This window comes from Flavobacterium plantiphilum (assembly GCF_046000495.1).
GTDB lineage: Bacteria > Bacteroidota > Bacteroidia > Flavobacteriales > Flavobacteriaceae > Flavobacterium > Flavobacterium plantiphilum.
The window spans coordinates 1-14,947 of record NZ_JBELQA010000003.1 but is presented as its reverse complement, the minus strand read 5'-3'; the positions used below and the strand labels follow the sequence as shown (position 1 = coordinate 14,947).

The 14,947-nt window shown below is 33.7% G+C and carries 16 protein-coding genes; 6 read left to right on the top strand and 10 right to left on the bottom strand.

Annotated features, from left to right (window positions below; genetic code table 11):
* Positions 1-24 precede the first annotated feature (24 nt).
* Both ABS764_RS05440 and ABS764_RS05435 read right to left on the bottom strand, forming a co-directional pair.
* Positions 25-1,014: a ribonucleotide-diphosphate reductase subunit beta gene (locus tag ABS764_RS05440; protein WP_408080786.1), complete on the bottom strand. Its 990-nt coding sequence runs from the start codon at positions 1,012-1,014 to the stop codon at positions 25-27.
* A gap of 252 nt (positions 1,015-1,266) precedes the next feature.
* The gene (locus ABS764_RS05435) at positions 1,267-1,845 is read right to left on the bottom strand and encodes a DUF3109 family protein (RefSeq protein ID WP_408080784.1); all 579 of its coding nucleotides are present in this window, start codon (positions 1,843-1,845) and stop codon (positions 1,267-1,269) included.
* A gap of 256 nt (positions 1,846-2,101) precedes the next feature.
* Here ABS764_RS05435 and ABS764_RS05430 point away from each other — a divergent pair, with 256 nt between their 5' ends.
* Entirely contained in the window at positions 2,102-2,302 is a 201-nt protein-coding gene (locus ABS764_RS05430; RefSeq protein ID WP_408080782.1) for a hypothetical protein, read from the top strand.
* A 3-nt stretch (positions 2,303-2,305) separates the two neighbouring features.
* Positions 2,306-2,911 carry an FAD-dependent oxidoreductase gene (locus tag ABS764_RS05425; RefSeq protein WP_408080780.1) on the top strand — a complete coding sequence of 202 codons (606 nt, stop codon included), beginning with the start codon at positions 2,306-2,308 and terminating at the stop codon, positions 2,909-2,911.
* A 91-nt stretch (positions 2,912-3,002) separates the two neighbouring features.
* Here the strand turns inward: ABS764_RS05425 and ABS764_RS05420 are convergent, their stop codons facing one another.
* From ABS764_RS05420 to ABS764_RS05405, 4 genes are read right to left on the bottom strand one after another with little or no spacing between them, the layout of a single operon-like run.
* On the bottom strand, positions 3,003-3,305 hold the full coding sequence (locus ABS764_RS05420; RefSeq protein ID WP_408080778.1) for a hypothetical protein: 303 nt from the start codon (positions 3,303-3,305) through the stop codon (positions 3,003-3,005).
* A gap of 4 nt (positions 3,306-3,309) precedes the next feature.
* A complete protein-coding gene (locus tag ABS764_RS05415; RefSeq protein ID WP_408080776.1) occupies positions 3,310-4,884 on the bottom strand; it encodes a S41 family peptidase in 1,575 nt (524 codons plus the stop codon).
* A gap of 1 nt (position 4,885) precedes the next feature.
* Positions 4,886-5,317 (bottom strand): deoxycytidylate deaminase, encoded by a 432-nt coding sequence (locus ABS764_RS05410; RefSeq protein ID WP_408080774.1) that lies wholly within the window; start codon positions 5,315-5,317, stop codon positions 4,886-4,888.
* Positions 5,318-5,319: 2 nt separating this feature from the next.
* The gene (locus tag ABS764_RS05405; protein ID WP_408080773.1) at positions 5,320-5,913 is read right to left on the bottom strand and encodes a HupE/UreJ family protein; all 594 of its coding nucleotides are present in this window, start codon (positions 5,911-5,913) and stop codon (positions 5,320-5,322) included.
* Between the two features lie 185 nt (positions 5,914-6,098).
* On the opposite strand from ABS764_RS05405, the gene ABS764_RS05400 reads away from it, so the two are divergent.
* Positions 6,099-6,530 (top strand): TerB family tellurite resistance protein, encoded by a 432-nt coding sequence (locus tag ABS764_RS05400; protein WP_408080772.1) that lies wholly within the window; start codon positions 6,099-6,101, stop codon positions 6,528-6,530.
* Positions 6,531-6,603: 73 nt separating this feature from the next.
* On the opposite strand, the gene fbp is transcribed toward ABS764_RS05400, so the two are convergent.
* Positions 6,604-7,614: a class 1 fructose-bisphosphatase gene (fbp, locus tag ABS764_RS05395; protein WP_408080770.1), complete on the bottom strand. Its 1,011-nt coding sequence runs from the start codon at positions 7,612-7,614 to the stop codon at positions 6,604-6,606.
* A 171-nt stretch (positions 7,615-7,785) separates the two neighbouring features.
* Here fbp and ABS764_RS05390 point away from each other — a divergent pair, with 171 nt between their 5' ends.
* From ABS764_RS05390 to ABS764_RS05380, 3 genes are all read left to right on the top strand, one after another.
* Positions 7,786-8,271, top strand: coding sequence for a GNAT family N-acetyltransferase (locus ABS764_RS05390; RefSeq protein WP_408080768.1), 486 nt, complete (start codon positions 7,786-7,788; stop codon positions 8,269-8,271).
* A gap of 12 nt (positions 8,272-8,283) precedes the next feature.
* Positions 8,284-9,540 (top strand): aspartate kinase, encoded by a 1,257-nt coding sequence (locus ABS764_RS05385; RefSeq protein ID WP_408080766.1) that lies wholly within the window; start codon positions 8,284-8,286, stop codon positions 9,538-9,540.
* A 183-nt stretch (positions 9,541-9,723) separates the two neighbouring features.
* Positions 9,724-10,797 carry a glycosyltransferase gene (locus ABS764_RS05380; RefSeq protein WP_408080764.1) on the top strand — a complete coding sequence of 358 codons (1,074 nt, stop codon included), beginning with the start codon at positions 9,724-9,726 and terminating at the stop codon, positions 10,795-10,797.
* A 99-nt stretch (positions 10,798-10,896) separates the two neighbouring features.
* On the opposite strand, the gene ABS764_RS05375 is transcribed toward ABS764_RS05380, so the two are convergent.
* From ABS764_RS05375 to ABS764_RS05365, 3 genes are all read right to left on the bottom strand, one after another.
* On the bottom strand, positions 10,897-12,843 hold the full coding sequence (locus ABS764_RS05375) for an OmpA family protein (protein ID WP_408080762.1): 1,947 nt from the start codon (positions 12,841-12,843) through the stop codon (positions 10,897-10,899).
* An 11-nt stretch (positions 12,844-12,854) separates the two neighbouring features.
* Positions 12,855-13,769: a PorP/SprF family type IX secretion system membrane protein gene (locus ABS764_RS05370; RefSeq protein WP_408080760.1), complete on the bottom strand. Its 915-nt coding sequence runs from the start codon at positions 13,767-13,769 to the stop codon at positions 12,855-12,857.
* A gap of 56 nt (positions 13,770-13,825) precedes the next feature.
* Positions 13,826-14,947 (bottom strand): DUF7507 domain-containing protein (locus ABS764_RS05365; protein WP_408080758.1); only part of this gene is annotated, 1,122 nt, incomplete at its 5' end.

Sequence of the window (14,947 nt, the reverse complement as noted above, 5' to 3'; positions counted from 1 at the left end):
AAAGCATACCGCTTTTATTTTATATTAAAAATCAGCGTCGAAAGAAATTTTCTGAGCATCAGAATCATTTGCTGTTCCACTGTTTAAAACTCCCGATTTTTGATATTCAGATACTTTTTTCTCAAAGAAATTAGTTTTTCCCTGCAATGAAATCATATCCATAAAATCAAACGGATTGGCAGTATTATATATTCTTTCACAACCTAGTTCTACCAATAATCTATCGGTAACAAATTCTAAGTATTGAGTCATCAAACCAGCGTTCATCCCAATTAAACTTACAGGAAGCGACTCTGTGATAAACTCTCTTTCAATATCTAAAGCGTTTACTATAATTTCTTTGATTCTTTCTTTTGGTACTTTGTTTACCAAATGGTGGTTGTGTAAATGCACCGCAAAATCACAGTGAACTCCTTCGTCACGGGAAATTAATTCGTTAGAGAACGTTAATCCCGGCATCAATCCACGTTTTTTCAACCAGTAAATAGAACAGAAAGCACCTGAAAAGAAGATTCCTTCCACAGCAGCAAAAGCAATTAGTCTTTCAGCAAAAGAATCTGACTCTATCCATTTCAAAGCCCAGTCTGCCTTTTTTCTAATAGCAGGAAAAACATCTAAAGCATTAAATAATTCATCTTTTTCTTTTTCGTCTTTTACATACGTATCAATCAAAAGCGAATAAGTTTCACTATGAATATTTTCCATCATAATCTGGAAACCATAGAAAAATTTAGCTTCAGCATATTGTACTTCATTCACAAAATTTTCAGCCAGATTTTCATTTACAATTCCGTCAGAAGCAGCGAAGAAAGCTAAAATATGCTTGATAAAATATTTCTCATCCGAATTCAGTTTATTATTCCAATCATGCAAATCCTGAGACAAATCAATTTCTTCTGCAGTCCAAAAACTTGCCTCCATTTTTTTATACCACTCCCAAATATCATGGTGTTTAATTGGAAATATTACGAAACGATTTTTATTCTCTTGTAAAATGGGTTCAATTTGCGACATTGTAATTCTATTTTTAATGAGATTTAAGGATAGTTTTTTGCTTTTTGAAGCTTTACAAAGATTGTGAAATATTGCGGCAATTAAAAGCCAAACTTATTCACAATACCCCCTAGTTTTTAACAAAGACAGAAAAGACATTCAAATCCATCAATAAAAATAAACCTTTAACAATCAGGTATTTAAAAATTCGAAAACGTTGTAAAAAGCCGTAAAATATAGGATTTAAAAAATAGAAACCAAGAAAAAAATACTTTATTTTATCTTTGTTTTTGCCCATTCCTGAGCAACAATTTCGAGTTCCGAATACCAATCTTCTCCAAATCTCCTGACTAAAGCTTCTTTGACAAATTTATATACAGGAACTTCTAATTCTTTACCTAAAGAACAGGCTGCATCACAAATATCCCATTTATCATAATTCACAGCAGCAAATTCCGTAAAATCTTTTACCCTAACAGGATACAAGTGACAGGAAACCGGTTTTTTCCAGTCTACAATCCCTTGATTATAAGCCTGTTCAATTCCGCAAAGTGCTGTTTTACCGTCAAAAATCACATAAGCACAGTCCTTGTTATCAATTAATGGTGTTTCCAGATCACCATCGGTTCCTTTTATCCAGGTTCCCTGAGCTTCAATTGCAGCGATTCCTTCTTTTCTCAGAAAAGGCTTTACCTTAGGATATATTTCTTCCAGAATTTTAGTTTCTTTTTCATTTAATGGTGCACCTGCATCACCGTCAACACAACAACCACCATGACAAGCTGATAGATTACAAACAAAATTTTTCTCCAATATATCTTCTGAGACTATGGTTTTCCCTAATTGAAACATGACTTGTCTTACTATAATTTATAAAATGCAAAGATAATCAATCTCCAGCACAGAATAGCGTATCTGCCTATTAAGAACTATCTGAAATCATAAAATCTGTTTATTTTAACAGTCTGCTGTTAAATTATAAGCTTCTAATGTTAAAGGAGTATTGCTCTAAATTATTTTTTTATAATTTTACCCCATAATTTAGCCTGTAGTAATAAGTTATTTCAAAAATCAGGTCTGTTTAATAACTACAAGCAAAAAAAATATTATGAAAATCTTTACTAACATCTTAGTGATTCTGGCAGCAGCTCTTGTTATTTTTAACATCACTCAATTAGATTTTAAAAATCTTTTTAAAGAAGATAACGCTATAGCTTTTATTGGAATAGCCGCTTCTTGCTGTGCCATTTTAATTTTAATCATTTTTAGAATGTCTAAAAAAATTGAAGACAAAATGAACGACAAATAATCCATGTTTGACGTTTTAATCATAGGGGGCGGAGTTTCCGGAATGTCATGTGCTTTAGTTCTTGGCTCAGCCAAAAACAAAAGCTTTGTAACGGACAAAAAAATTGGCATCTTCTCACATCAGAAATCCTCTTCATTACAAGATGCTTTGTTTAATAATGCTTACGGAATTCCGGCAGGAAAATTAGGGTCTGAACTCCTTAGCGAAAGCATCGAACATTTAGAAAAAAGCTATCCACATATTAATCAGATTCCAAACGAAAAAGTACTTCGCATTGAAGGAAATTCTCCTGATTTTACTGTAATCACTAATAAAAACAGCTATAAAACGAAAATAATCGTAGTAGGAATTGGCTCAGCAAATACATTTGCAATTGAAGGATTAATGCAATATGTTATCCCACATCAAAAAGCACTTCCTGAAAAACAAAGGATACAACTACAAAACAACGACCATAAAGTTGCCGATGGTATTTATGTTATTGGAACTTTGGCCGGATGGAGAAGCCAGCTTTCTATTGCCGCAGGAAGCGGTGCAGCAGTTGCTACTGATATTCTTACTTTATGGAATAATGGCACTCAGACTCATGCTCACGACAGTATCCGATAAATTTCTTCACAACATTCAATATTCAAACCTTTCAGAATTTAAGCTTTCCACTTAGTCTCATTCTTTATCAATACTTTAAATAGTTTTCTGACTACTTAACCAAAACGATATCGGTAACTTTAATGTAATTTTCTGTTTCTGCTTTCCAAAATTCTCCTTTCAAAGTCACTTTTTCGCCTATTTGAAATACTCTGTACTCCTGTGCATCTGTCAGATTAATTCTGCTCACAGTCGCCTGATAAACCTGATTATCATCGGTTTTTATCTTAGCAGTATAACCATCTTTACCATATGTTACAGATTCCACATTTCCTGTCAGCTGATTTTTATCTTTTACCGAAGCACAGGAAAAAATCATCCCCATTAAAAATAATAAACTCAGAAACTTTTTCATCTTTTTATTTTTTATTTAAAATCGTTTTAATCATTTTATCATGTTTTAAAACCACATCATAATAAGCCTTATTATCATACAACTGCCTTGCAAATTCAGCATTAATATAACGCTTTACAACAGATTTACTTTTACCTAACTGAATTCCAGGTATATGTTTAGAAATGAATTTCTCAAAAGTACTATAATACACATCTGTGGCATTCATTTTTTTTAAAAACTGTTCAAATGAAAGTCCTTTAAAAGTATTTCTTTTTTTATCCAATTGTTCAAAAACAAAATTACCCAAAATCCCCGATTCCATTATATAAACCGCTGCTTCATCGGCATTTTCAAATTCAAGCGGAACAAAAACATCAGGCACGATTCCGCCGCCGCCGTATACAATTTTCCCTTTTGGTGTTTTAAATTTTAAACTGTCTGCTACTTTGATACTGTCTTTATCATACAATTCGCCGTTTTTAAAACGCAATTCTGATTCTTTAAAATATTGCTCCGTTCCTTTAAAATACGGTTTCTGAATAGATCTTCCCGTAGGTGTATAATAGCGGGCTACGGTCAATCGCACGGCAGAACCATCAGCAAAATCCATTTCCCGTTGTACCAAACCTTTACCAAAAGAACGCCTTCCTACAATTGTCCCTCTGTCATTATCCTGAATAGCTCCCGCTAGAATTTCGCTTGCTGACGCTGAGTTTTCATTGATTAAAACGAATAATTTTCCTTTTTCAAAAGCACCTTTTTTGGTCGCATAGGTTTTTTCAATTCTTCCGTTTTTATTTTTTGTAAAAACAATCAGCTGTTTATCCGGCAATAATTCATCGGCAATAGCAATAGCCTCTTCCATATAACCGCCACCATTGTCACGAAGATCAATCAACAGCGATTGAGCCCCTTGTTTTTTCAACCTGAGCAAATTAGATTTAAACTCTTCATAAGTCGTTTCGGCAAAACGATTTATTTTAATATAGGCTGTTGAAGAATTAAGCAGGAGTGCCGCATCTATACTCTGCAACGGAACAATACCCCGCTTAAGCTTAAATTCTATTTTTCTCTTTTCTGATTTTCTGTAAACAGTAAGAACCACCTCTGAACCTTCTTCTCCTTTAAGTCTGGCAGATAAACTGTCATTAGCCAATTTACGACCAAATAACCTAGCCCCGTCTGCATACAGAATACGGTCCCCGGATTTGATTCCTGCTTTTGCCGAAGGGCCATTTTCTAATGGTTGAATAACCGCTACAGTATCTTTGTAAACATAAAAACGAACTCCTATACCTACAAAATCACCTTTCATATTCTCAGCCGCTACGACTTGTTCTGAAGGAGGTATATAAACTGAATGCGGATCTAACTGCGACAAAATGTTATCTACTGTTCTATTAACAATAGAATCTGTATCGAGTTCATCAACATATTCATTATCAATAAAATCAATTAATTTATTGAGTTTAGCTTTAGAATTATTAGTTACTAAAAACCTGTTTTGACTTGAGAAATTTAAAAAACCGCCAATAAATATTCCTATGGAAAGAATAACAGCAATATAAACAGGTATGTATTTAAAATTTATCTTCACTTTAATCCTCCAATTCCGGAATATGATCCACTATTACACCTGCTTTTTTTAAAAATTGAATCCCTGAGTCGTCACGGTAACCGTTTTGATACACCACTCTTTTAATCCCGGACTGATGAATTAATTTACTGCATTCCTTGCAGGGAGAAAGTGTGATATAAAGAGTTGCTCCTTCACAGGATTGTGTGGAACGTGCGACTTTAAGAATCGCATTAGCCTCGGCATGTAAAACATCCCATCTGGTCAAACCTTCTTCATCTTCACAGCAATTATCAAAACCTGAGGGTGTGCCGTTATACCCGTCAGAAATTATCATTCTGTCTTTTACAATAATAGCTCCTACCTGTTTGCGTTTGCAGTAAGATAAAAGTCCCCATTCCTTAGCAATACGTAAATAAGCTTTATCGTATTTATTTAATTTTTTTTGATCCATAATCATCTTAACCAAATTTCATTTCCAATAATCATTGGCAAAACTACTCCAATAATAAATGCCGACACAACTAAAGTCCAATCTCTTTTAGAAAATCTAAAAACAGTCTGCACAATATACGCAATAATTAAAAAAACTAAGATAACTGCTAATTGCCCTGCTTCAATACCCAATCCAAATTCTAATATAGGCAGCAATTTAGAAGTTATTGTTCCGTGGTGTATGGATTTAAAATAATTAGAAAATCCTAAACCATGAATAATTCCGAAGAAAAGCGTAATGAAAAAAATCAGATTAATACTTTCTTTTTTTCCTGACTTTCCGGCTGTAAAGAGATGAAACAAAGCTACTATTAAAATGGTTACAGGGATTAACAACTCTACAACTGCTACTTTTACTGCTATAACTCCGTAAACAGACAATAACAAAGCCACAGTATGACCAACGGTAAATGTGGTAACCAGAAGCAAAATCCGTTTCCAGTCTTTAAAAGAAAGCGGTATTGCCAGCGCAATTAAAAACAGAATATGATCGTAGGAATAGATATTTAAAATATGTTTTAATCCTAATTGAAAATAGATTAAAAATTGGGACATCATAGCACTAATTAATTGATAAAGGGTTTGTAAACTTACGATTAATTTTGAAACCCCTCAATTCAATCCGGCAATTCATTAGAATAATTTTATTATAAATTAAATTTATCCTTAAATTAAGTTTAAAAGAAAATTAATAATTTAAAAATTGAATTATATTTGCCGAATAAAAAAACACAATAATTATGTCATTTTCAGATTTATTTGATAGCGAATTTAAACAAAGAAATAAGGGACATTTTTCTGCGATTGTTCGTGTTGCTCTAGCTGACGGAATTGTATCTGCTGAAGAAAAAAACTTCTTAGACAAACTAGCTACAAAACTTGAAATTTCACCTTCAGAGTACGAAGAAATTTTAGAGAACCCAGCAATTCATCCGATTAACCCTCCATACTTATACTCTCAAAGACTGGAGCGCTTATACGATTTAGCAAGAATGGTACATGTTGATCATCAGTTAGGAGACAAACAGGAAGTGGTTTTGAAGAAAATTGCCGTTGGTTTAGGATTCACGCCAAGTAACGTAAATTATATTATTGCAAAAGCAATGTCTCTGGTTGACAAAAAAGTTGACTTTGACACTTTTGCTTACGAAATGCAAAACATGCACAAGTAATTTTTACTTTTCACATACTGAAAAAGCTCTTGAATTTAGCATTCAAGAGCTTTTTTGTATATATAAATTGTTGTTATTTTTTTGCTTTAAGCATAAACTCTTCCGCTTTAGCTACCATGTTATAGCTTCCACAAAAGAAAGGTACCCGTTCATGCAGTTCTTTTGGTTTGATTTCCATTATTCGTCCGAAACCATCTGACGCTTTTCCTCCTGCCTGCTCGGCAATAAAAGCCATTGGATTGCATTCATACAACAATCTTAATTTTCCTTTGGGCGCTTTAGAACTGGTAGGATAAATATAAATACCTCCTTTTATCATATTTCTGTGAATATCAGAAACCAGACTCCCAATATACCTTGATGTATAAGGTCTGTCTTCTTCTTCAGACTGACAATATTTAATATAGTCTTTTACACCTTGAGGAAACTGAACATAATTCCCTTCATTAATAGAATAAATATGTCCGTCTCTCGAAAACTTCATATCAGGATGTGAAAGGTAAAAAGTACCTATCGCCGGGTTTAACGTAAATCCGTTTACTCCATGTCCTGTTGTGTATACTAACATAGTCGATGTTCCGTAAATTACATACCCTGCAGCAACCTGCATGGTTCCCGGCTGTAAAAAATCTTCCAGAGTAACAGGTGTCCCGATTGGAGTAATTCTTCGGTACACAGAAAAAACGGTACCTACCGAAACATTTACATCAATATTAGAAGAACCGTCCAGAGGATCCATCAATACAACATACTTATTTTTATGGCTTTTATCCTTGCCTTCTACGGTAATAAAATCATCGTTTTCTTCAGAGGCAATTCCGCAAACAATTTCGCGATTGGTTAAAGTCTGAATAAAAATTTCATTAGCATATACATCTAATTTTTGCTGATCTTCGCCCTGAATATTAGTTTCTCCTGCGGCTCCGGTAATATCTACTAATCCTGCTTTGTTTACTTTATAACTAACTACTTTTGCTGCTAAACGAATTGAATTGATTATTCTTGATAATTCACCTGATGAATATTGAAAAGCTTTTTGGTTTTCAATAATAAATTCTCCTAAGGTTTTACTGCTTTCTTCCATTACGAAATCGATATAATTTGAATTTGAAGTAACAAATATCGCTTTTTTTGTGATAATGACTCAATAAAACTTACTAAGTTTGTCAGTATTGTATATTTGCTAACAATTAATTGCTTAATAGAATTTAAGAAAGTCATATTGTTAAATTTTAAACCCTAATAATACGAATTTATGAATATTAGAGTAGGCAAAAAAGAAGATATGGCAGCCGTTCTTGGACTTATTCAGGAATTAGCAGAATTTGAGAAGGAGCCAGATGCCGTATTGATTACTGAAGAGGATTTGATTCGGGATGGTTTTGGGAATCAGCCTTTATTCCATGTTTTTGTAGCCGAGATTAATTTGGAAATTGTAGGTATTGCATTTTACTATTATCGCTATTCTACCTGGAAAGGAAAAATTATCCATCTTGAAGATTTAGTGGTCAAAAACAGTATGAGAGGTAAAGGAATAGGTTACGCCTTATATTCAGAAATCATCAGGCAGGCACAAAAAGATGGGGTAAAACGAATTGACTGGAATGTACTGGACTGGAATACACCGGCGATTGATTTTTATGAAAAAACGGGAGCAAAAGTATTAAAAGAATGGCATGTTGCTCAAATGGATGAATCAGGAATTGCTGATTTTTTAAAGAACAGATTAAAACAATATTAGAGAAATAAAAATATGAAAGTATTTAAGTTTGGTGGAGCATCAGTAAAAGATGCTGCCGGAATAAGAAACGTGTATGACGTTTTACAAAAAGCAGGATATCAGGATGTGTTATTAGTGGTTTCGGCAATGGGGAAAACAACTAATGCCTTAGAATTAGTAATTAAAAATTATTTTGACAAATCGGCTGAACTGAATGCCTCGGTACAGGAGATAAAAAAATACCATAATCAAATTTTATTAGACTTATTCGAAGATGAAAATCATGCCGTATTTGCAGCTGTAAATGAACACTTTTCAGACTTAGAATATTTCTTAGCACACAATAAATCTCCTAATTACAACTTTGTTTATGATCAGATTGTAAGCATGGGAGAAATTATCTCCACAACAATCCTGAGCTATTACATGAATTTTATGGGAATTGAAACCCAATGGATTGATGTGCGTAATTTTATTAAAACCAATAATAATTACCGTGATGCCGAAGTAGACTGGGAACTTACTCAAAGTAATATTTCTAAAAATATTAAGACCAAAAGTTTAAACATCACTCAGGGATTCTTAGGTTCTGACGAAAATAATTTCACCACTACCTTAGGACGTGAAGGTTCAGATTACACTGCTGCTATTTTTGCATATTGCTTAAATGCCGAAAGTGTAACCATCTGGAAAGACGTTCCCGGAGTTATGAATGCTGATCCAAGGTATTTTGAAAACGCAAGTTTGCTAAACCAGATTTCGTATCGTGAAGCCATTGAATTAGCATTTTACGGAGCAACGGTTATTCACCCAAAAACATTACAACCTTTACAAAAAAAGGAAATTCCTTTACATGTAAAATCCTTTATTAATCCATTATTAAAAGGAACTGTAGTGAGCAAAGGAGCAACTCTGGAACCCTTTATGCCTTGTTTTATTGTAAAAAGAGAACAATTACTGATTTCGCTTTCTTCTATTGATTTTTCATTTATAATGGAGGAAAACATTAGTGAAATATTTAGATTATTCCATGAGTTTAAAATCAAAGTAAACCTGATTCAAAACTCTGCCATCAGTTTCTCTGTTTGTGTGGAGGATAAATTTGGCAACTTTAAAGATTTATTGGCCATTTTATCTAAAAAATTCAAAGTAGGTTATAATGAAAATGTTACCTTATATACTATCAGACATTTTAACGATGCTGCTGCTCAAACCGTTAGTGAAGGCAAAACCGTTTTACTAAAACAATTAGGTACAGAAACCATGCAGATTGTAACTAAAGAAAACTAAAATTTTCTTTTAATATATTTTAAAGACATTGTGTTTAATGACAAACGCAATGTCTTTTTTATTTAAAAACGGATTCCTGTGTAATTATTAAATTAGGAAATAATAACTTAATAGTTTGATAATTCATAAGAAAGTCTATAGCAACTTTGTTTACTTATTTTTATCCTTAAAATGAACAAAGCAATGAATTTAAATACGCCAAGTAAAACAATTTTAGTGGCTCCGCTAAACTGGGGTCTGGGTCATGCTACAAGATGTATTCCTATTATTAAAGCCTTACAAGACAACAATCACATTCCCGTTATTGCTTCTGACGGAATTGCTTTGGACTTATTAAAAAAAGAATTTCCATATCTAAAATTTCTTGAATTACCTTCCTACGAAATAGAATATGCAAAAAACGGCAAACATTTTAAATGGAAATTGCTTAAAAATTGTCCTAAAATGATTGAAGCCATTTTAGAAGAAAAAAGGCTGGTAAAAAAATGGATTAAAAAACATGATATAGACGGCATTATTTCTGATAACAGATTGGGGGTTTACAGTAAAAAAGTGCCTTCGGTATTTATTACGCATCAACTCAATGTTATGACAGGAAACACCACATGGTTAACGAGTTTATTGCATCAGAATATTATAAAAAAATATACCGAATGCTGGGTGCCTGATGTAGCAGAAAAACCAAATCTGGCAGGAGAATTAAGTCATCTAAAAAATCCCGATTTAAATATCAGATATATAGGTCCGCTGAGCAGAATGCATCCTAAAAAAACAGCTGAAAAATATGACTTGATGATTATTCTTTCCGGACCGGAACCCCAACGCGGGATGCTGGAGGAAAAATTAAAAAAAGAGATTCCTCTTTATAATGGCAATATTCTCTTTATAAAAGGCATCATAGAAAAAGAGCAGAAAAAGGAACAAAAAGATAATGTAACTTTTTATAATTTCATGCACAGCCGTCAGCTGGATCAGGCATTTAATGAAAGTCGGCTTATTGTTTGCCGTTCCGGATATACCTCCATAATGGATTTAGCAAAACTCAATAAAAAAGCTTTTTTCATTCCCACTCCCGGACAGTATGAACAAGAATATTTAGCTAAAAAACTAAAAAAAGAAGGCCTTGTTCCCTACATAGAACAAGACCTCTTTACTATTAAAAATTTAGATGAAATCAACGATTACAAAGGACTTTCTGAAATAAAGTCTGATTTAAACTGGCCGGAAATTTTTAATGTATTTTTAAACAAACACTAATCAACCAAATATATGGTCGATTAGTGTGTTTAAAATGCTATCCTAATTAACCCCCGTTATAGGATAGCGATACAAAAACTAACCTAACTAAAAACTTAGTTATTGGATAGAAACAATAACAAACTCACTTCTTCTGTTCGCCTGATGTTCTTCTTCTGTACATTCAACTCCGTCAGCACATTTATTAACTAACTGAGATTCTCCATATCCTTTAGCAGTCAAACGGGATTTATCAATTCCGTTTTCAATCAGCCATTCTTTAGTTGAAGTAGCTCTTCTTTCTGAAAGTTTTTCATTATATGCTGCTGTATTTCTACTGTCGGTATGCGAGCGAATATCAATTTTGATTGCTGGATTTTGCACCATAACATCCAGAATTTTAGATAATTCTAAAGCTGCATCCGGACGTATGTTGTATTTATTCAAATCAAAATAGATGATTTTGATTCCGAAAGCCTTAGCGATATCATCTCCAACTGTTACCTTTTTAAGTGTTTTTTCTATGGTAATAGGAACAATTGTTTTTCCTGTATTATCAGCAATTGTTGTTGAAATCTCATCAGTGTTATAGGCTTCTTTTTCTGTTTTGATATAATATTTAGCTTCACAGTCTACTTCGCCAAAATCAAACTCCCCTTTTGCATTTGTAGTAGCTGATTTTAAAAGCTTATAACTACTATCGTATAAACTCACTTTAGCATTTTCGATCATTTCGCCGGTTTCTACATCCGCAACAGTACCTGCTAAAAATTGTTCACACGGATATTCAATTGGTCTGGTTTCTTTTGCTTTATAAATATCGTCTCCTCCCATACCACCGTCTCTGTTAGAAGTAACATAACCTATCTTGGTATTAGTGTTGAATAAAAAGCCAAAATCATCTTTTGAGCTATTTAAAGGTTCCCCTACATTTAAAACGTCTTTAAAGCTTCCGTCCTGTCTGGCTTTGGACACAAAAACATCCAACCCACCAAGACCCGGATGACCGTCTGAGGCAAAATAAAGTTCATTTTTTTCTGTTATATAAGGAAAGGTTTCTCTTCCTTCAGTATTAATTGTTTTGCCTAAATTTTCAGGAGTCCCAAAGGTTCCATCCTCGTTGATACTTACTTTATAAATATCTGACTGACCTAAAGTTCCCGGCATATCTGAAGCAAAATACATGGTTTTTTCATCAAAACTCAAAGCAGGATGTGCCGTACTGTAATTATCACTATTAAAAGGCAGTTCAGTAATATCATCCCAGCTTTCCCCTTTTAAAGTAGCTTTATAAACTTTTAATAAAGTAGTTTCATTAGCATCTTTACCTCGTTTACCGTTATTGTAGTTATTTCGGGTAAAGTAAACTGTAGTTCCGTCTTTAGTAAAAACAGGGGTTGACTCGTGAAATTTAGTATTCAGTTTTTTGAATGCCCTTCTAACGTCTTTCAAAGATCCATCGCCATCAATGCTGGATTGATATAAATTAGTAAAACCTTCTCCTGTCCAGGGATCCATTCTTTTTACAAAATTTCCGGTATCACGGGCAGTGGTGAATACTAAATTTTCTTTATAATAAGAGCTTCCGTAATCGGAGTATTCTGAATTGATTCCTGCATTTTCAATTATATATCTGCCGGAATTCTTTTTGATAACCTCCAGATAATCCTTTTGCGTTAAAGCTAATTTGGCTCTAAGATCATTTCCGTTTTCTTTGTTAAATCTGGCCATCATTTCATCCGCTTTTTCATACTCCTTAATGGATTTTAAGGATTGGGCAAAACGATAATAAAATTCTGGCTTTACGATTGTTCCCGCAGCATAAAGTTCTTTGTAATATTTGGCTGCATTTTCTAAATCACCATTAAAATAATATGCATTAGCTAATTTTAATAACATATCGGGCGATTTATACCCTCTTTCATACATTCTTTCATAGGTCTTGATAGCATCAATGTAAGCGAATCTATCGTATTCTTTATCTGCTTTACTGTCCGGACTAACCTGTGCTGAGAGTTGTAAAGCAAAAAAACTAAACAACAATATTGATATGTAATACTTTTTCATAAGCTATTTTTTTAGAAAAATCTTGGAGTTATTATTCTCTTTTGAATGTTGAATAATTCAAAACGTAAAAATATTTCGTGAGAACCTGAATTATAATTTTCCAAACTAGTGGTATCAAAATCATAGCTATATCCTATAAGCAATCCATCAGTAACCTGAATTCCTGCCATGGCTGTAGCAGCAGCACTCCATCGGTAAGAAAGCCCCAGCGAAAACTTATCCTGTAACAAAACATTCGCAGAAACATCCACTTGTAAAGGTGCTCCTGATACCATTTTTGTCAAAACACTTGGTTTTAATTTTACTGTAGGACTTACATCAAAAACATATCCTCCCATTAAATAATAATGTAATCTGTCCTGAACAGCAGCCGAAGCATTGTCATCAAAATGTTTTACATCTAAAAAGTTTGGAACCGAAAAACCTACATATAATTTATCCGAATGGTAGTAAACACCTGCTCCAATGTTAGGAGAAAATTCATTATCAATGTTGTTTTGAAATACCGGACTGCCTCCATTATAGCGATCCAGTTTTGTATAATCCACATTTAATAAATTGGCAGTAGCTTTAATACCAAAAGACAAGTTATACTTTTCAGAAGTTGGAATCGTATAGGATACATCTGCTGAAATATTATTCTGATCTGAAGCTCCAATTTTATCATTTACAAAAGACAGTCCAAGACCCAATCTTGAATTCCGTATAGGCGTATTGATAGAAAATGCATTTGTTGTTGGTGCTCCGTCCAGACCTACCCACTGTGTACGATGTAGTCCAAAAATACTTGTTACACCGCGACTTCCGGCATAAGCAGGATTGATATTGATGGTATTATACATATAATGCGTGTACTGTGAATCTTGTTGGGCAAAACCAGACACCATTACTAATAACAGAAGTATTATTATAGAATTTGTTTTCATACTATTAATTTTAATTTTATTCTAAAAGAACCTTTCTTTTTCGTATTCTGCATTCATTAATCATTAATTAAATGCAGATAGCCTGATTTATTCAACCCATTACCATCTTTGTCTACATAATTAATCACATAGAAATAAGTTCCGTTTGGCAGTCCTTTGGATTGATTTACTGTTACTCTACCTTCAGATATTCCTCTAAAAGCTTTAGCATTGTTATCGTAACCATCTACTTCAAACACCTTCACTCCCCAACGGTCAAATATTTGAACCGAATTATCAGGGTAACAATCTATACCTCTTATGTATAATATTTTTTCAAATTCTGAACCTGAATTTGGAGCAACTGCATTAAACACTTTTAATACACATCCATCAACACCTACCACAGTCATTCCATCTTCAAGAGGATTTGTCTCATGTGATAAATCCTGAACCACTCTTCCTAATGGAGTTGTACCGTAAACTGTTGCCTGATTACTAACATTTCCTGCAATAATATCTGCCTGAGTGATTACATAAGTGGCAGAGAAAGTAGTACTGTCCATAGCACCAATAGGCAAATTGATTGTTCCTGAATTCATATCTAAGCCCACCATTGCATCTTCTATCCATACATTAGACAATGGAACATCTCCCATATTCATGATAGTATATTCATACCTAATAGTCTCTCCTATCTGAGCTTGTCCATCTGGAATTTCATCCTGAAGTATACCTTTTAACAACAATGCGATTTTTGCATTTTCGGGTAAATTTGTAATTGTTGGGTCATCATTATCAACCGCAGTTCCTGAGATATCCTGAACATCAACTCCCTGTGGGTCCTGACCGATTGTAATAGCTGTATTGCTTACCACTCCTGCATCAATATCAGCCTGAGTAATCGTATATTCCTGTGTGACTACTCCTGTTGCTAATGGCGCTAAAGTAGATGGAACTAAGGCCAAAGCTGTCGTTCCTAATTTAGCATCATTGATTACAATATTACTTACCGTTACATTTCCGGTATTGCTTACTGTAAAAGTGTAGGTAATCTTATCTCCTACTACTGCTTTAGTCGCATCGCCATTATAAACTCCGGTTTTAACAAAGGCTAATGATCCTGATTTTGGGATAGTCGTCTCTGTGCTGGTATCATTATCAACCGCTGTTCCTGAGATATCCTGAACATCAACTCC